Annotated in this window: 22 protein-coding genes; 16 read left to right on the top strand and 6 right to left on the bottom strand. The window is 57.4% G+C overall.

Annotated features, from left to right (window positions below):
• Positions 1-27: 27 nt before the first annotated feature.
• From flhB to umuC, 5 genes are all read left to right on the top strand, one after another.
• Positions 28-1,179 (top strand): flagellar biosynthesis protein FlhB, encoded by a 1,152-nt coding sequence (flhB, locus tag EBA31_RS16090; RefSeq protein WP_020827530.1) that lies wholly within the window; start codon positions 28-30, stop codon positions 1,177-1,179.
• Positions 1,172-3,250, top strand: a complete 2,079-nt coding sequence (gene flhA / locus EBA31_RS16085) for a flagellar biosynthesis protein FlhA (protein ID WP_020827529.1) — start codon at positions 1,172-1,174, stop codon at positions 3,248-3,250. Before flhB ends, flhA begins: the two co-directional genes overlap by 8 nt.
• Positions 3,250-3,654 carry a flagellar protein FlhE gene (locus EBA31_RS16080; protein WP_020827528.1) on the top strand — a complete coding sequence of 135 codons (405 nt, stop codon included), beginning with the start codon at positions 3,250-3,252 and terminating at the stop codon, positions 3,652-3,654. The genes flhA and EBA31_RS16080 overlap by 1 nt, the downstream gene beginning before the upstream one ends.
• Positions 3,655-3,864: 210 nt before the next feature.
• On the top strand, positions 3,865-4,299 hold the full coding sequence (gene umuD, locus EBA31_RS16075; RefSeq protein WP_122079706.1) for a translesion error-prone DNA polymerase V autoproteolytic subunit: 435 nt from the start codon (positions 3,865-3,867) through the stop codon (positions 4,297-4,299).
• Positions 4,283-5,545 carry a translesion error-prone DNA polymerase V subunit UmuC gene (gene umuC, locus EBA31_RS16070; RefSeq protein WP_046373243.1) on the top strand — a complete coding sequence of 421 codons (1,263 nt, stop codon included), beginning with the start codon at positions 4,283-4,285 and terminating at the stop codon, positions 5,543-5,545. The genes umuD and umuC overlap by 17 nt, the downstream gene beginning before the upstream one ends.
• A gap of 61 nt (positions 5,546-5,606) precedes the next feature.
• On the opposite strand, the gene EBA31_RS16065 is transcribed toward umuC, so the two are convergent.
• The 3 genes from EBA31_RS16065 to flgA all read right to left on the bottom strand — a co-directional run bounded on the left by EBA31_RS16065 (position 5,607) and on the right by flgA (position 7,217).
• Complete coding sequence (locus EBA31_RS16065) at positions 5,607-6,041, bottom strand: flagella synthesis protein FlgN (protein ID WP_020827525.1); 435 nt, start codon at positions 6,039-6,041, stop codon at positions 5,607-5,609.
• 47 nt (positions 6,042-6,088) lie between these two features.
• Positions 6,089-6,415, bottom strand: coding sequence for a flagellar biosynthesis anti-sigma factor FlgM (gene flgM / locus EBA31_RS16060; protein ID WP_048760265.1), 327 nt, complete (start codon positions 6,413-6,415; stop codon positions 6,089-6,091).
• A gap of 148 nt (positions 6,416-6,563) precedes the next feature.
• On the bottom strand, positions 6,564-7,217 hold the full coding sequence (gene flgA, locus EBA31_RS16055; RefSeq protein ID WP_020827523.1) for a flagellar basal body P-ring formation chaperone FlgA: 654 nt from the start codon (positions 7,215-7,217) through the stop codon (positions 6,564-6,566).
• Positions 7,218-7,380: 163 nt separating this feature from the next.
• Between flgA and flgB the strand changes: the two genes are divergently transcribed.
• From flgB to flgL, 11 genes are all read left to right on the top strand, one after another.
• Positions 7,381-7,794 carry a flagellar basal body rod protein FlgB gene (flgB, locus tag EBA31_RS16050; protein WP_020827522.1) on the top strand — a complete coding sequence of 138 codons (414 nt, stop codon included), beginning with the start codon at positions 7,381-7,383 and terminating at the stop codon, positions 7,792-7,794.
• 5 nt (positions 7,795-7,799) lie between these two features.
• Positions 7,800-8,204 carry a flagellar basal body rod protein FlgC gene (gene flgC, locus EBA31_RS16045; RefSeq protein ID WP_122079705.1) on the top strand — a complete coding sequence of 135 codons (405 nt, stop codon included), beginning with the start codon at positions 7,800-7,802 and terminating at the stop codon, positions 8,202-8,204.
• A gap of 12 nt (positions 8,205-8,216) precedes the next feature.
• Entirely contained in the window at positions 8,217-8,894 is a 678-nt protein-coding gene (flgD, locus tag EBA31_RS16040) for a flagellar hook assembly protein FlgD (RefSeq protein ID WP_122079704.1), read from the top strand.
• 186 nt (positions 8,895-9,080) lie between these two features.
• Positions 9,081-10,304, top strand: coding sequence for a flagellar hook protein FlgE (flgE, locus tag EBA31_RS16035; protein ID WP_020827519.1), 1,224 nt, complete (start codon positions 9,081-9,083; stop codon positions 10,302-10,304).
• Between the two features lie 12 nt (positions 10,305-10,316).
• Positions 10,317-11,072, top strand: coding sequence for a flagellar basal body rod protein FlgF (locus tag EBA31_RS16030; protein ID WP_020827518.1), 756 nt, complete (start codon positions 10,317-10,319; stop codon positions 11,070-11,072).
• A gap of 18 nt (positions 11,073-11,090) precedes the next feature.
• Complete coding sequence (flgG, locus tag EBA31_RS16025; RefSeq protein WP_020827517.1) at positions 11,091-11,873, top strand: flagellar basal-body rod protein FlgG; 783 nt, start codon at positions 11,091-11,093, stop codon at positions 11,871-11,873.
• A gap of 235 nt (positions 11,874-12,108) precedes the next feature.
• Positions 12,109-12,807 (top strand): flagellar basal body L-ring protein FlgH, encoded by a 699-nt coding sequence (gene flgH, locus EBA31_RS16020; RefSeq protein ID WP_020827516.1) that lies wholly within the window; start codon positions 12,109-12,111, stop codon positions 12,805-12,807.
• A gap of 145 nt (positions 12,808-12,952) precedes the next feature.
• Complete coding sequence (locus EBA31_RS16015) at positions 12,953-14,053, top strand: flagellar basal body P-ring protein FlgI (RefSeq protein ID WP_046373247.1); 1,101 nt, start codon at positions 12,953-12,955, stop codon at positions 14,051-14,053.
• Entirely contained in the window at positions 14,053-14,994 is a 942-nt protein-coding gene (gene flgJ, locus EBA31_RS16010) for a flagellar assembly peptidoglycan hydrolase FlgJ (protein WP_122079703.1), read from the top strand. Before EBA31_RS16015 ends, flgJ begins: the two co-directional genes overlap by 1 nt.
• Before the next feature lie 189 nt (positions 14,995-15,183).
• Positions 15,184-16,833, top strand: a complete 1,650-nt coding sequence (gene flgK, locus EBA31_RS16005) for a flagellar hook-associated protein FlgK (protein WP_115058585.1) — start codon at positions 15,184-15,186, stop codon at positions 16,831-16,833.
• A 58-nt stretch (positions 16,834-16,891) separates the two neighbouring features.
• Complete coding sequence (gene flgL, locus EBA31_RS16000; RefSeq protein ID WP_122079702.1) at positions 16,892-17,851, top strand: flagellar hook-associated protein FlgL; 960 nt, start codon at positions 16,892-16,894, stop codon at positions 17,849-17,851.
• A gap of 317 nt (positions 17,852-18,168) precedes the next feature.
• Here the strand turns inward: flgL and EBA31_RS15995 are convergent, their stop codons facing one another.
• The 3 genes from EBA31_RS15995 to fliQ form a co-directional block, all read right to left on the bottom strand.
• Entirely contained in the window at positions 18,169-19,608 is a 1,440-nt protein-coding gene (locus tag EBA31_RS15995) for a DUF1996 domain-containing protein (protein ID WP_122079701.1), read from the bottom strand.
• Positions 19,609-20,104: 496 nt separating this feature from the next.
• Positions 20,105-20,884 (bottom strand): flagellar biosynthetic protein FliR, encoded by a 780-nt coding sequence (gene fliR / locus EBA31_RS15990; protein WP_044552050.1) that lies wholly within the window; start codon positions 20,882-20,884, stop codon positions 20,105-20,107.
• 2 nt (positions 20,885-20,886) lie between these two features.
• A complete protein-coding gene (gene fliQ, locus EBA31_RS15985) occupies positions 20,887-21,156 on the bottom strand; it encodes a flagellar biosynthesis protein FliQ (RefSeq protein ID WP_041414697.1) in 270 nt (89 codons plus the stop codon).
• Between the last annotated feature and the right edge of the window lie 16 nt (positions 21,157-21,172).

Below are 21,172 nucleotides of genomic sequence, written 5' to 3'. Positions count from 1 at the left end.
TATTCCCTCCGGCACAGGAACCGCCCCGTGGCTGAAGACAGCGATCTGGAAAAGAGCGAGGCCCCCACGCCCCATAGGGTGGAGAAGGCGCGTGAAGATGGCCAGATCCCGCGTTCCCGCGAGCTGACGTCGGTGCTGATGCTGGTGGCAGGCTTGTCGATCATCTGGGTTTCCGGCGGCAACATGGCGCAACAGTTGGCGGCCATGCTGACCCAGGGCCTGAATTTCGACCACGGCATGGTCAGTAACGACAAGCAGATGCTGCGCCAGTTGGCGATGTTGTTACGCCAGGCGGTATGGGCGCTGTTGCCGATCATGGCCGGGTTGGCGCTGGTCGCGCTGACGGCGCCGATGCTGCTGGGCGGCCTGCTGCTGAGCGGTAAATCGCTCAAGTTCGATCTCAAGCGCATGAACCCGCTGTCCGGGCTGAAACGCATCTTTTCCAGCCAGGTGCTGGCGGAGCTGTTGAAGGGCATCCTGAAGGCGACGCTGGTAGGGTGGATCACCGGTTTATACCTGTGGCACAACTGGGCGGCGATGCTGCATCTGGTGACGCAACAGCCACTCGATGCGCTGGGTAACGCGCTGCGAATGATCATCTTTTGCGGCCTGCTGGTGGTACTCGGGCTGACGCCGATGGTGGCGTTTGACGTGTTTTACCAACTGTGGAGCCATTTCAAAAAGCTGAAGATGACCAAGCAGGACATCCGCGACGAGTTCAAGGAGCAGGAGGGTGACCCGCACGTTAAAGGGCGCATCCGACAGCAACAGCGTGCCGTTGCACGGCGGCGAATGATGGCCGACGTCCCCAAGGCCGACGTCATTGTGACCAACCCGACGCATTACGCCGTCGCGCTGCAGTACAACGATAAAAACATGAGTGCGCCGAAGGTGCTGGCCAAAGGGGCCGGTGAAATTGCGCTGCGTATTCGTGAACTGGGGGCGGAACACCGTATTCCCATGCTCGAAGCACCGCCGCTGGCACGTGCCCTATATCGACACAGCGAGATTGGACAACACATTCCCGCCACCCTGTATGCCGCCGTGGCCGAAGTATTGGCCTGGGTTTACCAGCTGCGACGCTGGCGGCGCGAAGGGGGGCTGATCCCGAAAAAACCTGAACGTTTACCGGTGCCGGAAGCACTGGATTTTGCTGGAGAAAGTAATACAAATGGCTAATTTGGCCGCCTTGCTTCGTTTGCCGGGCAGTTTTAAAGATACGCAGTGGCAGGTGCTGGCCGGCCCGATACTGATCCTGATGATCCTGTCGATGATGGTGCTGCCGTTGCCAGCATTTATCCTCGATCTGCTGTTCACCTTCAATATTGCTTTGTCGATCATGGTGTTGCTGGTAGCGATGTTTACCCAGCGTACGCTTGAATTTGCCGCATTCCCCACCATTTTGCTGTTCTCAACCTTGCTGCGCCTGTCGCTCAACGTAGCTTCGACGCGCATCATCCTGATGGAAGGGCATACTGGATCTGCCGCCGCAGGCCGCGTGGTAGAGGCCTTCGGTCACTTCCTGGTGGGCGGTAACTTCGCCATCGGTATCGTGGTGTTTATCATTTTGGTGCTGATCAACTTTATGGTTATCACCAAGGGTGCCGGGCGTATCGCCGAAGTGGGCGCACGCTTTGTGCTGGACGGCATGCCGGGCAAGCAGATGGCGATCGATGCCGATCTCAACGCCGGTTTGATCGGTGAAGAAGAGGCGAAAAAACGTCGCTCTGAGGTCACGCAGGAAGCGGACTTCTACGGTTCGATGGACGGTGCCAGTAAGTTTGTCCGTGGCGATGCGGTCGCCGGTCTGATGATCATGATGCTAAACGTGGTCGGTGGTCTGTTGGTCGGCGTGCTCCAGCACGGAATGGAACTGGGCACGGCGGCGGAAACTTACACCTTGCTGACCATCGGTGACGGCCTGGTGGCGCAGATCCCGGCGTTGGTGATTTCGACCGCCGCCGGCGTGATCGTGACTCGCGTGGCGACCGATCAGGACGTTGGCGAGCAGATGGTTGGCCAACTGTTCAACAACCCGCGGGTTATGTTGCTCAGCGCCGCGGTGCTCGGCCTGCTTGGGCTGGTCCCGGGGATGCCGAACCTGGTATTTCTGCTGTTTACCGCCGCTCTGTTAGGGTTGGCCTGGTGGCTGCGCGGGCGCGATCAGCAAGCGCCCAAAGTGCAGGAAGTGCCGGTCACGCAGGATAATCCGCAGGCGGTGGAAGCCAGTTGGTCTGACGTGCAGCTGGAAGATCCGTTGGGGATGGAGGTCGGTTACCGGCTGATCCCGATGGTGGATTTCCAACAGAATGGTGAATTGCTGGGCCGTATCCGCGGCATCCGTAAAAAATTCGCGCAGGAGATGGGCTATCTGCCACCGGTGGTGCATATCCGCGACAACCTGGAACTGCCGCCGGCCAGCTACCGTATTTTGATGAAGGGCGTAGAAATCGGCAGTGGCGAAGCGCAACCGGGCCGCTGGCTGGCAATTAACCCAGGCAATGCGGTGGGCGAGTTGGCGGGGGATAAAACCACCGATCCGGCGTTTGGGCTGGAAGCGGTATGGATTGACAGCGCGCTGCGCGAGCAGGCGCAGATCCAGGGCTTCACCGTAGTGGAAGCCAGCACGGTGGTCGCGACGCACCTTAATCATTTGATTGGCCAGTTTGCCAGTGAGCTGTTTGGCCGACAGGAAGCGCAGCAATTACTGGATCGCGTCGCACAGGACATGCCGAAGCTGACCGAAGATTTCGTGCCGGGCGTGGTAAGCCTGACCACGCTGCACAAGGTGTTGCAGAACCTGCTGGCGGAACGGGTTTCCATCCGCGATATGCGCACCATTATTGAAACGCTGGCGGAGCATGCCCCATCACAAACCGACCCTTATGAGCTGACCACCGTGGTGCGCGTGGCGCTGGGAAGGGCGATCACCCAACAGTGGTTCCCGGGCAACGGTGAAATTCAGGTGATTGGCCTGGATACCCAGCTCGAGCGTCTGTTACTGCAAGCGCTGCAGGGCGGCGGCGGTTTGGAACCGGGCCTGGCGGATCGTTTATTGGATCAGGCCAAACAGGCGTTGCAGCGGCAGGAAATGCTCAGCGCGCCGCCGGTACTGTTAGTGAATCACGCACTGCGGGCCTTGCTGGCGCGTTTCCTGCGTCGCAGCCTGCCGCAGATGGTGGTGTTGTCGAATCTGGAGATCAATGACGACCGCCAAATCCGCATGACCTCCACCATTGGGGCCGCATAATGAAACACCGTCTGGCGTTAATTTGCCTGTTAGCGCCGTTGAGCGTGCAGGCAGCATCCGGTTCTTGGGTAGCCGACAGCGTCGGCGCAACGCTGGAATATGGTGGTGAGCGGGGGGAATCGCCGGGGTTACGCGCCCCCAATGCGTTGCCGGACGCCAATGCCCGCATCACCAGCGTAAGCTGGCGTTACCGGCTGCTGGCCGATGAGCCGGCGGGCATGCAGGCGCAGCTTTGCACCCTGACGCGCTGCATTGTGTTGGGCGGCGGCAGCGGCAGCAGCACCGGGCTGAAAGGGGAACCGGCGAACGCCGAACTGCGTTTTGTTTATTACGTGCAGGCGCGCGGCAGCCTGAATCCGCCGCTGCGCGTGATCAGCAATCAGGTGATTGTGAATTACGAGTAAAACTAAAACGACACAAGCCAAGTCCCTCAGGCCGTTGCCTTCGACCTGGTTTTATTCCGTTGCCCCAAAGTGTGTTTAGCCACGGGGCAGGTAAGCCAATTTAAATTTCCTGATGCTTCAACTGCTTTCAGGAATTTTATTATACGCCGCTTGATCGTTGCTGACGATCATGGATACTGTATATAAATACAGTTATTCGGATCCGCCATTATGCAGTTTATTCACCCCAGTCAGCTCACTCCCGGTTTATTACTTCCCCTCTTTATGGAGCGAGTCTCCTGCGGTTTTCCCAGCCCGGCTCAGGACTATGTCGAAGACAGTCTCGACCTGAATAAGCTGGTGGTGAAACACCCCAGTGCGACGTACTTTGTCCGGGTCAGTGGTGATTCGATGATCGGCGCAGGTATCAGCCACGGTGACTTACTGGTGGTTGATCGTTCCTTGACCGCCGTTCATGGCGACATCGTCATAGCGGCAGTGGCCGGCGAATTTACCGTGAAGGAGCTGCAAACCCATCCACGTATTCAGCTGGTGCCTCATAATACGGATTATTCTCCGATCGTTTTCCAGGCCGAAGAAGAGCTGGAAATCTTTGGCGTTGTGACATTTACCTTGAAATCAAACCGACATGTTCGCACTTGTTGACGTCAACAGCTTCTACACGTCCTGCGAGACTGTTTTTCGGCCAGATCTTAAGGGCAAACCGATCGTCGTCGTTTCAAACAATGACGGATGCGTTATTTCACTTTCGGCGGAAGCCAAAGCGCTGGGCATCAAAATGGGGGCGCCTTACTTCAAAATCAAAGAGCAATTACGGCGCCAGCAGGTCAGCGTTTTCAGCTCGAATTATACGCTTTATGCCGATCTCAGCCATCGGGTGATGCTGACGCTAATCGAGATGGCCCCTGTCGTAGAGATATATTCCATCGATGAAGCTTTTATCGATGTGTCTGGCCTGAGTAGCAGCCTTCCGCTGAGCACCTTTGGCCATCAAATGCGCGATCGGGTGTTAAAGAATACCGGGTTAACCGTTGGCGTGGGGATCGCGCAAACCAAGACACTGGCGAAGATCGCCAATTTTGCGGCAAAGAAGTGGCGTCAAACGGGGGGCGTTGTTGAGTTGTCCGATCCTGAGCGTCTGCGAAAACTGCTGGCGTTAGTGCCGGTGGACGAGGTGTGGGGCGTGGGCCGTCGCATCGGCAAGAAGCTCAGCTTTATGGGAATCGAAACGGCGCTACAGCTTGCTGACTGTTCAACCTGGGTGATCCGTAAACACTTTAATGTGGTACTCGAACGTACGGTTCGTGAATTGCGCGGCGAATCCTGTTTGGCATTGGATGAGTTTGCGCCCACCAAACAGCAGATCATCTGTAGCCGCTCATTTGGTCACCGCATCACGGCTTATCAAGATATGCGCCAGGCCATTTGTACCTATGCGGAACGCGCAGCCGAAAAGCTCAGGGCAGAGAAGCAGTTCTGCTGTGTGATCAGCGTCTTTATGCGAACCAGTCCCCATGCCGAAAATGAAACATTTTACGGCCCTCAGGCCAGCGGGCGCCTGGCGATCCCTTCCAACGATACGCGTGACATTATTCGCGTTGCTGTCAGCGCGCTTGACCGCATCTGGAAAGACGATTTTCGCTATATGAAAGCCGGTGTGATGCTGAGTGATTTCTTTAGCCAGGGGGTGGCGCAGCTTAATTTGTTTGATGAACACCAGCCCAGGCCTAACAGCAGTGAGTTAATGCAGACCCTTGATCGGCTTAATCAGTCCGGTCGGGGCACGGTGTGGTTTGCCGGGCAGGGGATCCAAAAAAGCTGGGCGATGAAACGCGAAATGCTGTCCCCCAGTTATACCACAAGATACTCGGACCTGCCGTTCGTCAAATAGCCCTGGGGTCTTATCATCCACCGGTTGAGCCCGCTCAGGTGTATCAACAATCATTCTTTGATTAAACGCCGATTTTTCGCCCCAGCAGGCTGGCATTGCGCGACTGGCCATCCGGGCCGTAGAGCGATTTGTTTTGCTTGCTCAGGATCGCCAGCGCCTGAGCGTTGTGATCGATCTGTTGATTGAGCAGCATGCCGTTATGCTGGTTTTTTTCCCGCAGCTGCTGGCTGAGCGTTTGTACTCGTTGCCAGCCGTCCGCCAGGCGCGGGTGCGCGGAATAGGGTGCCTGTTGCCCCTGTGCGCGCTCCAGGTTCAGCCGCTGCTGCTCCAGATAGTTTACCGTGGCCAGCAACTGGCTCTTGGCATCGGTAGCGCGTTGCAGCGCCACGCCCGGTAATTGTCCCGAACAGAGCAGATGATGTTCTTCCGTCAGCACCGTACTCAGCGCATTCAGGGTTTCCAACAGCTTATCAATCAGTTGCGCCAGACTTTCCATTACGAATAACCACCTGTCAAAGAATTCCTTGGTGTTTAACCCGAGGGTTAAGCCTCCGGCGTTTGCTGGCCGTTAGCCATCCACAGGGCATCGCTTTGCGCGTCTTTCAGTAGCGCATCGGCAATTTTCCCGGCATCCATTTTCAGTTCGCCGTTGCGGATCGCCTGCTTGATGGCGTCCACCCGATTCATATCAATATCTTGCGTACCCGGCTGCATCAGGCGCGCTTGCGCGTCGCTCAATTTTACCTGGGTGCCGCTGACGGTGCTTTCCGTCTGGGCAGCTTTGCGTGGCTGAAGTGGGCTTTCAGTCGCGGTTTCACGAGGTTGCACCGTTGGAACGGGTTGCAGCCGCTGGGTGCGATCGATACTCATGGTCAATCTCCATCGATGCCATCGCCGCGAAGGCAATGGCTGATATTTTTGTGGCCCTGGCGGCCAATAAAAGTCTGCTTATGATTTTCTTATCGGCAGGTTTTGATAAACCTTTACCTTTTTATAACCCAATACGGATCGTACCGTCTTATAACCCAATACGGATCGTACCGTCATCACTGGCTATACCGCTGACGATTTGTCCGGAAGCCATACGCACACGGACATTGTCTTCGGCGGCAGCATTGTTCATGGCTTTGCCCGTACCGCTGATGTTAAATCCACTTCCCTGCGCGGTCACCTGTACCGCCTGACCGGCCTTGATCACCCAGGCGCGACGCAGCATGGCGAAGGTCAGCGGCTGACCGGGACTGATATTGCGCAGGCTGACGGCCCCCAGCGCTTTGCCGGTTTCGCTTAGCGTGCGCGGTGGTAAGGTGTCGAGCCGGCCACTTTTAAAGGTGATATCCGCCGCTGTCAGCTTGCTGCCGGCGCTGATGCCGCGGGCCGACACCAGATATTGGCCGATCACCTGAACCTGGGTCTGGATAAAGCGCCGTTCCTGGCCGCAGCGTGCCGAAACGCTGATATTACCCCAACGCCGCGCATTCTGCGGCAAAGAGAGCTGCGGGAATTCGCACTGCGGCCATTGGGTGGCGGGCGTGCGCACCAGCACTTTAACCTGCACCGGACTGCCGCTGAACTGGCTACTGATGAAGCGATCGATCTGCGCCGCCAGATCTTCGGCCCGTGCGTTCAGGCTGCACAGCAGGGCTGCCAACAACAGCATTTTCGCTTTCATCTCCGCTTCTTCCTCAAAAAGCCTCAGGGTGCGCGTAAGTGTACCCGGAGTGCGCGCAGGCTAAGCAGATAAATAGCGACGCATTTTGCCCTTATTCCCACGATAGGCTGGCGGAAGGGACGTTTATGCTGTCGGCTCCAAATTCTAACCTCGCGGAGGGAGCATGATCGACAAACTGGACGCTGCTCTGCGCTTTGGTCAAGAGGCGCTGAACCTGCGCGCCCAGCGGCAGGAAATTCTGGCCGCCAACATCGCCAACGCAGACACCCCGGGTTATCAGGCGCGGGATATCGATTTCGCCGGCCAACTGAACAAGGTGCTGGAGCAAGGGCGCGCCAGCGGCAGCGGCATTGCGCTGAACATGACGTCATCGCGCCATATTCCGGCGCAGAACATGCAGCCGCCACAGCTCGACTTGCTGTTCCGCGTGCCGGATCAGCCCTCCATGGACGGCAACACGGTTGACATGGATCGCGAACGCACCAACTTCGCCGATAACAGCCTGAAGTATCAGACCGACCTGACGCTGATCAACGGTCAGATCAAAGGGATGATGTCAGTGTTACAACAAGGATAAGGCGCATGTCGCTACTGAATATTTTTGATATCTCCGGCTCGGCGCTGTCTGCCCAGTCGCAACGCATGAACGTCAGCGCCAGCAACATGGCCAATGCCGACAGCGTCACCGGGCCGGACGGCCAACCCTACCGCGCCAAGCAGGTGGTGTTTGAAGTTGCCGCCGCGCCCGGACAACCTACCGGCGGCGTACGCGTAGCGCAGGTGGTTGACGACCCGGCGCCGGAGCGTCTGGTTTACCAGCCGGGTAACCCGCTGGCGGATGGCAAGGGCTATGTGCGCATGCCTAACGTGGATGTGGTGGGTGAGATGGTCAACACCATTTCCGCCTCCCGCAGCTATCAGGCCAACGTCGAGGTGCTCAACACCACCAAGTCGATGATGATGAAAACCCTGACGCTGGGTCAATAACCGGAGCTTGCCATGGCGATTGCCGCAACCACCACTGAATCGCTGGATAACAGCGTCATCGGTGCCAATGCAAAAAAGAACACCAGCCAGGATCTGAGCAACAGCTTCCTGACGCTGCTGGTGGCGCAGTTGAAGAATCAGGATCCGACCAACCCGATGCAGAACAATGAACTGACCAGCCAATTGGCGCAGATCAATACCGTTCAGGGCATCGAGAAACTCAACACCACGCTGGGGTCGATCTCCGGGCAGATCAACAGCAATCAATCGCTGCAGGCTACCGCTTTGATCGGCCACGGCGTGATGGTCCCGGGCAGCAATATTCTGGCTGGCAGCAAAGACGGCAAGGTCAGCACTACGCCGTTTGGTCTGGAACTGGAGCGTGCGGCCGACTCGGTGACCGCCACCATCACCGACGCCACCGGCAAAGCGGTACGCACCATTGATCTCGGCGGCCTGACCGCCGGCGTGCATTCGTTCAGTTGGGACGGATCGATGACGGACGGCACCACCGCACCGGACGGTGCCTACAGCTTTACGATCAACGCCAAAGCCAACGGCGAACAGCTGGTGGCGCGCAATCTGCATTTTGGCATGGTCAACGGCGTCATTCGCGACGCGAACGGCGCGAAGCTGGATCTGGGCCTGGCGGGCAGCGCCACGCTGGAGGATGTCCGGCAGATCCTTTAACCCAATACCCTTCATCCTTCAGGCTGCAGCGTTGTTGGCTGTGCGCACTCACCCCAGTCACTTACGTGAGTAAGCTCCTGGGGACTCCTGCGCTTGCCGCCCGGCTGCAACATGAAAGTCATTGGGTATATCAAAACACTATCAGGCGTTATCGGACGATAGCCTGACCACTATTCGGAGAATGACATGGCCTTTTCTCAGGCAGTAAGCGGCTTAAACGCGGCAGCAACCAATCTGGACGTGATCGGTAACAACATCGCTAACTCCGCCACTTCTGGTTTTAAATCAGGCAGCGTTTCCTTTGCTGACATGTTCGCCGGTTCACAGGTTGGCCTGGGCGTTAAGGTGGCGGGGATCACCCAGAACTTTAAAGGCGGCACCACCACTGGTACCAGCCGTGCACTGGACGTGGCGATTTCCGGCAACGGTTTCTTCCGTCTGCAGGATCAGGACGGCGGCATTTTCTACAGCCGTAACGGCCAGTTCAAACTGGATGAAAACCGTAACCTGACCAACATGCAGGGCCTGCAACTGACCGGCTACCCGGCTGCCGGTACGCCGCCGACCATTCAACAGGGCGCGAACCCGGTGCCGCTGAGCATTCCGGAAGGCATGATGAACGCCAAGGCATCAACCTCCGGCAACATGGTCGCCAACCTTAAATCCACGCATAAGGTTCCGGATAACCACACCTTCGATCCCGCCAAGAAGGATTCTTACAACTACGTCAACACCATCACCACTTATGACTCGTTAGGTAACGCGCACAACATCAACGCCTACTTTGTGAAAACCGACGAGAACAAGTGGCAGGTTTATACCCAGGATGGAACGGCTGCTCCGGTAGATGCCGGTACCATGACGTTCGACACCAGCGGCAATCTGGCCAGCACCACCAGCAAACAAGGCACCGCCGGCGAATTCAGCATGCTGATCCCGATGGAAGCCAAAGATGGCGCGCCGGCACAGAACTTCACCCTGAATTTCGCCAAGAGCATGCAGCAGAGCGTCAGCGCCGACTCCGTCAGCAAAGTGTCGCAGGATGGCTATGGCGCAGGCGAATACACCAACTTCCAGATCAACAACGACGGCACGGTGATGGGCATCTACTCCAACCAGCAGACTCAGGTGCTGGGTCAGATCGTCATGGCCAACTTCTCCAACCCGGAAGGCCTGTCTTCTCAGGGCGATAACGTTTGGCAGGAAACCGGCGCATCCGGCCAGCCACGCGTAGGTCTGGCGGGCAACGGCGGTTTGGGCAAACTGACCAGCGGCGCGCTGGAAGCCTCCAACGTCGATCTGAGCCAGGAACTGGTGAACATGATCGTCGCACAACGTAACTACCAGTCGAACGCCCAAACCATCAAAACGCAGGACTCGATCCTGCAAACGCTGGTTAGCCTGCGCTAATAGGACTGATTTATGGATCACGCGATTTATACCGCGATGGGCGCAGCGCGACAGACGCTGGAGCAGCAGTCTGTCACCGCCAATAATCTGGCCAACGCATCGACGCCGGGCTTTCGCGCCCAGCTGTCGGCGCTGCGTGCCGTGCCGGTGGATGGGCCAAGCTTGCCGACGCGAACGCTGGTTACCGCGTCAACGCCGGGCGCGGACATGAGCCAGGGGGCGCTGAATTACACCGCCCGCCCGCTGGACGTGGCGCTGCAGCAGGACGGCTTTCTGGCCGTCAGCCTGCCGGACGGCGGCGAAGCCTACACCCGTAACGGTAACATCCAGATCTCCTCCACCGGGCAGTTGACGGTGCAGGGCGTGCCGCTGATGGGCGACGGCGGACCGATTGAGGTACCCCCGTCGGCAGAGATCACCATTGCCGCCGACGGGACCATCTCGGCGCTGAATGCGGGCGATCCGCCGAACAGCATTGCACAGATCGGCAGGCTGAAACTGGTGAAGGCCGACGCGCGCGAAGTGATGCGTGGCGATGACGGGTTGTTCCGCCTGACGCCGGAAACCCAACGGCAGCGCGGCAATCAGTTGCCGAACGATCCGCTGGTGCAGGTGATGCCGGGCGTGCTGGAAGGCAGCAACGTCAAACCGATGGAAACCATGGTCGACATGATTGCCAACGCCCGCCGCTTTGAAATGCAGATGAAGGTCATCCACAGCGTGGATGAAAATGAACAGCGCGCCAATTCATTGTTATCAATGAGTTAATTAGCAAGGAAATAACCCATGATCCCATCTTTATGGATTGCCAAAACCGGTCTGGATGCGCAGCAGACCAATATGGACGTGATCGCCAATAACCTGGCCAACGTCAGCACTAACGGTTTTAAACGCCAGCGTGCAGTATTCGAAGATCTGCTGTACCAGACCATGCGTCAGCCGGGGGCGCAGTCCTCCGAGCAGACGACGCTGCCGTCCGGGCTGCAGATCGGTACCGGCGTGCGGCCGGTGGCGACCGAGCGTCTGCACAGCCAGGGCAACCTGTCGCAGACCAACAACAGCAAGGATATCGCCATCAAGGGGCAGGGCTTTTTCCAGGTGATGATGCCGGACGGCACCCTGGCCTATACTCGCGACGGCTCGTTCCAGAGAGATCAAAACGGCCAACTGGTGACCGCCAGCGGCTTCCAGGTGCAACCGGCGATCACCATTCCGGCCAATGCCCTGAGCATCACCGTCGGCCGCGACGGCATCGTCAGCGCCACCCTGCAGGGGCAGACTGCCGCCCAGCAGGTGGGCCAACTGACGCTGACCACCTTTATCAATGACAGCGGCCTGGAAAGCATGGGCGAGAACCTGTACCAGGAAACCGAGAGTTCCGGCGCGCCGAACGAGAGCACGCCTGGGCTAAACGGTGCCGGTCTGCTGTATCAGGGCTATGTGGAAACCTCCAACGTCAACGTGGCGGAAGAGCTGGTCAACATGATCCAGACCCAACGTGCTTACGAAATCAACAGCAAAGCGGTATCGACGTCCGATCAGATGCTGCAAAAGCTGACGCAACTGTAATTGACGGGCGCCGCTGCGCCCGCAAGGTCGTTAACCAATCTTAAAACAGGGTTGGAAGGTCAGGATTTGCTAACAAAAAATGAAGGAAAATCAAATTATTGATTTTCGGCTAATAACCACAAAGTGGGGAAAAACCACGCTTTTTCCCCACTTTGTCAACACATTCACGGGTGCTGCAGCGCCCGTAACCCTATTTTGTGAAACAAAGGCGATACCCGTGGTAACCACAACTCTGATGGAAAATCCGCCGCAAGGAAAACGCTGGCTGGCGGCAATGGTGATGCTGACGCTGAGCGGCTGCGCTTACATTCCACATAAACCCCTGGTTGACGGGGCTACCACGGCACAGCCGGCGCCGGCGGGCGCGCCCGTGCCGAACGGTTCCATTTTCCAGACGGTGCAGCCGATGAACTACGGTTATCAGCCGCTGTTTGAAGACCGTCGTCCGCGCAACGTCGGCGATACCCTGACGATCGTGCTGCAGGAAAACGTCAGCGCCAGCAAAAGCTCCTCTGCCAACGCCAGCCGCAACGGGGCCAGCAAGTTCGGCGTGGCCACCTCGCCACGCTACCTCGATGGCTTGCTAGGCAATGCGCGTGCCGACATGGATATCTCCGGTGACAGCACCTTCGGTGGCAAGGGCGGGGCCAACGCCAACAACACCTTTAACGGCACCATTACCGTGACGGTCAATCAGGTGCTGGTGAACGGAAACCTGCACGTGGTGGGGGAAAAACAGATCGCCATTAATCAGGGCACCGAATTCATCCGTTTCTCCGGGGTCGTCAACCCGCGCACCATCAGCGGCAGCAACTCGGTTACCTCCACCCAGGTGGCGGATGCGCGCATTGAATATGTCGGCAACGGCTATATCAACGAAGCGCAGACCATGGGGTGGTTACAACGCTTCTTCTTAAATGTCTCACCGTTTTGAGTACAGGCTATTTTACTTGCCATTTTGAGGTTGGGCAGTGCTCGGGGCAGTCACGTACTGCGTGTACGCTCCATTCCCTGTGCGCCGCCCGCCCCCAAACTGCCTGCGACAATAACGCCTTGTGGGTAAGGCGAATGAGGTTCCAATGTTAAAGAAATTTCTAATGGCGCTGGTGATTAGTGCGCTGAGCCTGCCGGCCGCGGCGGAGCGCATTCGCGATCTGGTCACGGTGCAGGGCGTACGCGATAACGCGCTGATCGGTTACGGACTGGTGGTGGGGCTGGACGGTTCCGGTGACCAGACCATGCAGACCCCGTTCACCACCCAGAGCCTGAGCAACATGCTGTCGCAGTTGGGTATCACCGTGCCACCGGGCACCAACATGCAGTTGAAAAACGTGGCGGCGGTCATGGTCACCGCCAAGCTGCCGCCGTTTTCGCGCACCGGGCAGAATATCGACGTGGTGGTGTCCTCCATGGGTAATGCCAAGAGCCTGCGTGGCGGTACTTTGCTGATGACGCCGCTGAAAGGGGTAGATAATCAGGTTTACGCGCTGGCGCAGGGCAACGTGCTGGTCGGCGGAGCCGGCGCTTCGGCCGGTGGCAGCAGCGTACAGGTTAACCAACTGGCTGGTGGGCGCATCAGCAACGGCGCCACCATTGAGCGCGAGCTGCCGACCACCTTCGGGGCCGGCGGGGTGATTAACCTGCAGCTCAACGATGAAGATTTTACGCTGGCACAACAGATCAGCGACGCAATCAACCGTCAACGCGGCGGTGGCACGGCTTCACCGTTGGACGCCCGTACCATTCAGGTGCTGGTGCCACAGGGCAACAGTTCGCAGGTGCGCTTCCTGGCGGAGATCCAGAACATTAACGTCAGCGTCGGGGCGATCGACGCCAAGGTGATCATCAACTCACGCACCGGTTCGGTAGTAATGAACCGCGACGTGATCCTGGATTCCTGCGCGGTGGCGCAAGGCAACCTGTCGGTGGTGGTCGATCGGCAAAATACCGTCAGCCAGCCAAATACCCCGTTTGGCGGCGGGCAAACGGTGGTGACGCCGAACACCCAGATTTCGGTGCAACAGCAGGGTGGCTCGCTGCAGAAGGTTAACGCCAGCGCCAATCTGAACAACGTGATCCGCGCGCTTAACGCGTTGGGGGCAACGCCGATCGATCTGATGTCTATCCTGCAGGCGATGCAAAGCGCCGGCTGTCTGCGTGCCAAGCTGGAAATTATCTGATGGCTGGCGATCTGATGGCAATGTCGGGCGCCGCCTATGATGCGCAGGCGCTTAATGGACTGAAACGCGATGCGGCGAGCGATCCGCAGGGCAACCTGAAACAGGTGGCGCAGCAGGTTGAAGGCATGTTCGTGCAGATGATGCTGAAAAGCATGCGTGCCGCGCTGCCGCAGGATGGGATCTTGAGCAGCGATCAGTCTCGGCTCTACACCTCAATGTATGACCAGCAAATTGCCCAGCAGATGTCGCAGAAAGGCCTGGGGTTGGCCGACATGATGGTGAAGCAGATGAGCAACGCCAACGCGGTGCCGAGCGAAACGGCGGGCACGTCGCCGATGGCGCTGGACGATGAGGTGTTGCGAACGCTGCCGAATCAGGCGCTGGAGCAGACTCTCCGCCGCGCGGTGCCAAAAGCGCCGAGCGCGGCCGCGCTGTCGCTCAACAACGGCAACTTTGTTGCCCGGCTGTCTACTCCTGCACGCGTCGTCAGCCAGCAGAGCGGCATTCCGCATCAGCTGATTGTGGCACAGGCCGCGCTGGAATCCGGCTGGGGTCAGCGTGAGATCCCGGCCGCCGACGGTTCGCCGAGCTACAACCTGTTTGGCATCAAGGCGGGCGGCAGCTGGGACGGGCCGGTGACCGAGATCACCACCACCGAGTTCGAGCAGGGTGCGGCGAAGAAGATCAAGGCGAAGTTCCGGGTTTACGGTTCTTACGTCGAGGCGATGGCCGACTACGTCAAGCTGTTGACCAATAACCCCCGCTACGCCGGGGTGGCCAACGCCCGCAGCCCGGAGCAGGCGGCGCAGGCGCTGCAACAGGCCGGTTACGCCACCGATCCGCAATATGCCAGCAAGTTGGTCAGCGTGATACAGCAGATGAAAAACGCCGGCGAGCAGGTGGTGAAGGCGTATACCCACGACCTGAAGGATCTTTTTTAGCCACTGGGCGCAGCATGCAGCGCCCCTACGCAATAGGCCGTATTTAAATGTAGGGGTCCAGCATGCTGGACCCGGATTTTTCCCTCAAGTTTCCCCCGTTTTTGCCGATAACCAAGACAGGCTGAGTGAACGGCTCAGCAGATTAATTGACTCCTGTGGGCCACCGGCGCCGCAGCAAAAGGAACTTCTATGTCCAACAGCTTAATCAATACCGCGATGAGCGGGCTGAATGCGGCTCAGGTGGCGCTCAGCACCGTCAGTAACAACATCTCTAACTACAACGTGGCGGGCTATAACCGACAGACTGCGATCCTGGCGCAGAACGGCGGTATGAGTACCATGAGTGGCTTCATTGGCAACGGGGTCACCGTGACCAGCGTTAACCGTGAGTACAACCAGTTCATCACCAATCAGTTGCGCGGAGCACAGAGCCAGGCCGGGGCACAGAACGCCTACTTCGAGAAAATCTCGCAGATCGATAACCTGCTGGCGAGCAAAACCAATACCTTGTCGACCAATATGCAGGATTTCTTCAGCAACCTGGAGAACCTGGTCAGCAACGCCGGCGATGACGCCGCGCGCCAAACGGTGCTGGGCAAGGCCAATGGGTTGGTCAATCAGTTCAATAACACCGACAAATACCTGCGCGATATGGACAGCGGCGTTAACCAACAGCTCAGCGACAGCGCTAACCAGATCAACAGCTACAGCCAGCAAATCGCCAAACTGAACGATGAAATTACCCGCCTGCGCGGCAGCGGCGGTGAGCCGAATGCCTTGCTCGATCAGCGCGACCAACTGGTGACTGAGTTAAACCAGGTGGTGGGCGTGCAGGTGATGCAGCAAGACGGCGACGCTTATACCGTGTCTTTCGCCAACGGCCTGACGCTGGTGCAGGGGAGCAATGCCTACCAGGTGGAGGCAGTGCCTTCCAGCGGCGATCCTTCTCGCCTGACCATCGGCTATAACCGCGGCAACGGCGTCAGCGAAGTGCCGGAAGGGCAAATTACCAGCGGCAGCGTCAGCGGCGTACTGAAGTTCCGCAGCGAATCGCTGGATAGCGCACGCAACCAGTTGGGGCAATTGGCGCTGGCGATGGCGGACAGCTTTAACCAGCAGCACCGTGCCGGGTTCGATCTCAACGGCGACGCAGGCACCGATTTCTTCAGCTTCGGTGGTGGGCGCGTGGTGGATAACAGCCGCAATGCCGGCGATGCGGCGCTGTCGGTGTCCTACACCGATACCAGCAAGGTGAAGGCCAACGATTACCGGGTGGAGTTCGACGGCAGCAACTGGCAGGTCAGCCGTCTGCCGGACAACGTGAAGGTCAACGCCACGGCGGGCGTCGATGCCACCACCGGCAAACCGACGCTGAGCTTTGACGGCCTGAAGGTCGACATCGACGGCACGGCACAAAAGAACGACAGCTTTACCGTGAAGCCGGTCAGCGACGTGGCGGGCAGCTTGAAAGTCGCGATTACCGACTCGGCGAATATCGCTGCCGCCGGCAAAGACGACAGCGGCCGCGGCGATAACGAAAACGCCAAAAAGCTGCTCGATCTGCAGACCAAAAAATTGGTCGACGGCAAAGCCACCTTCAGCGGCGCTTACGCCAGCATGGTGAGCAGCGTTGGTAACCAGACGGCATCGGCCAAGGTTTCGGCGACTTCTCAGGCCAATATCGTCAAGCAGCTGACTATTCAGCAGCAGTCGATCTCCGGCGTCAACCTGGACGAAGAGTACGGTGAACTGCTGCGTTTTCAGCAATATTACATGGCCAATGCACAGGTCATTCAAACCGCCAGCTCAATGTTTGACGCACTGCTGAATATCCGTTGATTTCCACTTTGACCGGAGCCCTGGCGGTTCCGGTCGCTGATTTTGAGGAACCCGCACCATGCGCATGTCCACCAGCATGATGTACCAACAGAACATGTCCGGTATTACCGGTAACCAGTCGCTGTTTATGAAAGCCGCCGAGCAGCTTTCCACCGGCAAAAAAGTCAGCAATCCGTCCGACGATCCTCTGGCGGCTTCGCAGGCGGTGATGCTGGCTCAATCACAGTCGGAAAACACCCAATATGCCTTGGCGCGGACCTTTGCCCGTCAAAGCGTGTCGATGGAAGAGACCGTGCTGGCCGGGGTGACCAGCACCATCTCCGATATGAAAGCGCTGATCGTCAGCGCCGGCGGCACCAAAAGCGACGACGACCGCGATTCGCTGGCGACCCAGCTGCAGGGGCTGAAAGATCAGTTGCTCAACCAGGCCAACAGCACCGATGGCAACGGCCGCTATATGTTTGGCGGTTTTGTGAACGACAAGCCTCCCTTTGAAGACAAGGGCGGATCGGTCAGCTATGTCGGCGGCAACACGCCGGTCGAGCAGAAAGTGGATGCCAACCGCACCATGACCATTGGCCATACCGGCGATAAGGTCTTCATGGCATTGACCAGCAACCCGAAGCCGGAACCGGATGGCAGCGCCTCCGTCGCTAACGTGTTTGAAAGCATTGATATCGCGCTGAAAGCGTTGAAAACACCGCAGAAGGATGCGGATGATGCCACCAAGCAGCAGGTGAACGATGCGCTGGCCAAAGCCAACCGCGGCCTGGACAACTCTTATAACAGAGTGCTTAGCGTGCGCGCGGAGCTGGGCAGCCAACTGCAGGAAATGGATACGCTGGACAGTATCGGCAAGGACCGCGACATGATCAACAAAACGCAAATGAGCGCGCTGGTTGATGCCGATCTGGCCGAGTCGATTTCCAGCTATTTCATGCAGCAGGCGGCCTTGCAGGCGTCATACAAAACCTTCGGGGATATGCAGGGGATGTCGCTGTTCCAGTTGAACCGCTAATCCCCTTTGCTGTGCGGGGCCGATAGATCCACTCCAGTATGGTTGTTACGGGCGCAGCATACCGCGCCTCTACGCTAGCTGGGGTGGGGCATCGAAATCCATAGTACCGGGTAATAAATAGCTCTTAGCCTGCCGTGCAGTCACGGCGGGCAATCTCTTTGGGTGTGCTTAGAAGACGTTATTGCTGCGTAGCAGCGGTAGGGAATTCTTGAAACCGGGCGCACTTGTTTGGCACGTCACGCTTCCCCCACACAGGTTTGGCGTGACGTGCCTTTTTTTATCGCCATGAACTCATCCGTTGAGCAGGCGTTAACGTTTTATTTGATGGCTGAGGCTTCGGCCACCGGGTCAAAATCGAAACGCAATATCGGCCCACGCTTGCCTTCTTTACTGCTAAATTCAGCGTCGGCTGAGGTACTTCCGCTCAGGCAGAAGGCGATTTCGCGCTTTCCTGCCTGCAGGGCCTGCTGTACGGTTTGGGTGACATCGAAGGTTTTCATCACCGTGTCTTTCCACATCTGGGCACGATCCAACACTGGTGTCGATGGGCATTGCGTGATGGCAGGCTGATTGCCATTTTCATCCCAGTCGGTGTTCGGCAGTGCATATAACCGTACCTGCCCGGTTTCGCCGCTTACCTGGTGGCCGTAAAGGCGCAAATCAGCCTTGGTGATGCTATGGCTGTCGAGGCGCTCTGGCAGCGCGAATTTGATCAGGCCAATGTTATTTTCGCCCCCGACCTTGATGACCGCATCATCAAAATGTTTTTGTCCCTCTTTAGCTGAAATCCAACCGTCGGCGCTGCTGCGTTCGAAATCGCCGGTAATGTCTTTATCACAGGCCACCTTACGATTGAGGCACTCTTCAACGCTGTAGCGGGTGGTGCGCGGGTTCCAGGCAGCGAAGAAGTCCGCATGGGCACTGTTCAGATCGCCCCAAACCGGGATGATGGCGCCGTGCTCGTCAACTGTCGGGTTCATGGACAGTTTGGCACCCTTAAGATTGCCGTCATCATTCATTGCGTAGTGGATCCGCATGTTCAACTGCGGGATCTTCACGGGGAAAGCCGCGGGACATACGCCATTCTCACTGAATGCGGCATTGCGATTTTTAGGATTGGCGGTGGTTTTCAGGTTTTTACCATCCCAACAATCAGGGAAGCTTAACGAAATATTGAACTCGGCACCTTCATCAAACCCCGGGATTTGCGGGCAACTTTCTGGTGGTTGGTTTGAATGTTCGCCACCTTGCAGCGACGTGCGGCAATAGAACCATACGTGCGGATCGTATTGGCCCGCGGGGCGGTGGTGGTTGCCGGCCAGCAGCTGTAACCCTGGTGGGATAGGGGCAGCAGCCTGCTTTTCCGGGTTGTCGTTGCGGTAATACACTTTGATGTAGGAGGGTTTGACGAGGGTACCGTTAGCGCGCATCAGCTGCGGTGCCCAGTACGATGAACTGTCATACGCAGAGGTGCAGGTGGTTCTTGGTGCGTGCTGCAGCGACTCAGTGGTGGTCATGGCGTCGGCGCTGGTGTTGCCGAAGAAGTCATGCATCATTGAATAGCCAGGACGGCCAGGCATGACAATGGCATCATCGGCCAGCGTATGTGAATAATCGCATACTACGTTAAAAATACCGGTATCGTAATCGGCAATCACTTCTACTGGGGTAAAGTCAGGGACCAGTGGTGATGCACCGACAAGACAGGGGATAAATAATGATGAGGCAATAGAGTAAGCTAATTTATTCCTTAACATAACGACTCCTTGGTTAGAGATATTTTTAAAAGGTGGTAACGACCGGAAAATATAAATTCCTCGGCTAATTTCGAGAAATTACTATTTACTGGTTAAATGACTTTCTTCACCTTTACTATTCCACGAAATCTGGCTGGTGACCTTATTGTTACGATGTGCGACCTTTCACAGGACAAGACTACATAATATTTCCTATCAGTGGGTTAGGTGTTTTTATTATGGGCGCTTTCATCGTGAGGTTCATTGGGAATGCTGGGTTTAAACGTGTTTAATTGTAACTCAGGGCCGATGTGTGATTGGGTTGTAATAGAATTGAAGAAAATAATGGGTAACTGTGGGCGTTATGCTGGGTGAGAGGTACATTTTATTAAAGACAAGTAACACCGGGGCTGGATTATTATGACTTTGGAAGGAATAAGAATAAAAGTGTTTTCGATGGCCGGACGATGCACCTGTCCGGTTTTATCCTTCGCCGAAGGACATCTTTATAATTCGGTCATGACATACCGCGTATCACTTCGGACAGTTGGTTGAAGAACTCGCCAAACAGGTGCTCACAAAACGGCGCCAGCATCGGCATCATCATGCCGATGGTCATAATGCCAATGGTCATGGTCACCGGGAAACCGATGACGAACACCGACAGCTGCGGTGTCATGCGGTTAAGCAGGCCGAGCGCCATGTTCAGCGTCAGCAACAGGCAGATCAGCGGCAGTGCCAGCATCATGCCGTTGATGAAAATCAGCGAACCGGCCTGGGTCAAGGCGAGAAAGCCATTGCCGTTAAGCGGCTCGGCCTGGATCGGCAGGGTATGGAAGCTGTCGACCAACAGAGAAATCAGCCACAGATGGCCGTTGAAGCTGAGAAACAGCAGCATCGCCAGCAGGTTGAGCAGCCGAGCCAATACCGGCATGTTTGGCCCGCCGCTGGGATCGAAGAAGGTGGCGAACGACAAACCCATCTGCATGCCGATCACTTCGCCGGCCAGCCGTATCGCCGCGAAGGCGAACTGCATGGTCAGGCCCAGCGCGACACCGATCAGGATTTGCTGGGCCGCCAGCCACAAACCGGCCGCAGAGAAAATAGGCACGGTGCTGGTGGGCAGCCCGGGGGCAATCAGTATCACGATCAGCCCGCCGAGGCCAATTTTCACCTTCTTGCTGATCTGCTTTTCGCTGAATACCGGCGCGGTGCTGATCAGCGCCAAAATGCGCAGCAGCGGCCAGAAATATTGGCTGAGCCAGACGCCGAACTGCGCGCTGTCAAATGTGAGCATGGTTAACCAATCAGGTTGGGCAGGTTAGTGAACAGCGTGCGCATATAGTCCAGCAGCAGGTTCAGCATCCACGGTCCGGCAATCACGATGGTCGCGACCACCGCCAGGATTTTGGGAATGAACGACAGCGTCATTTCGTTGATCTGGGTCGCGGCCTGCAGCAGGCTGACCACCAGGCCGCTGACCAACGCGGCGAGCAACAGCGGCGCGGCCAGGGCCAACGCCACCTTCATCGCCTCGGTGCCCAGCGCCATAACCGATTCTGGTGTCATTATGGATCCCTCAGTG

Origin of the sequence: Serratia sp. P2ACOL2 (genome assembly GCF_003691565.1) — a bacterium.
Taxonomy (GTDB): domain Bacteria; phylum Pseudomonadota; class Gammaproteobacteria; order Enterobacterales; family Enterobacteriaceae; genus Serratia; species Serratia liquefaciens.
The sequence above is the reverse complement of the archived record's forward strand: the minus strand, read 5'-3'. Positions and strand labels throughout refer to the sequence as shown.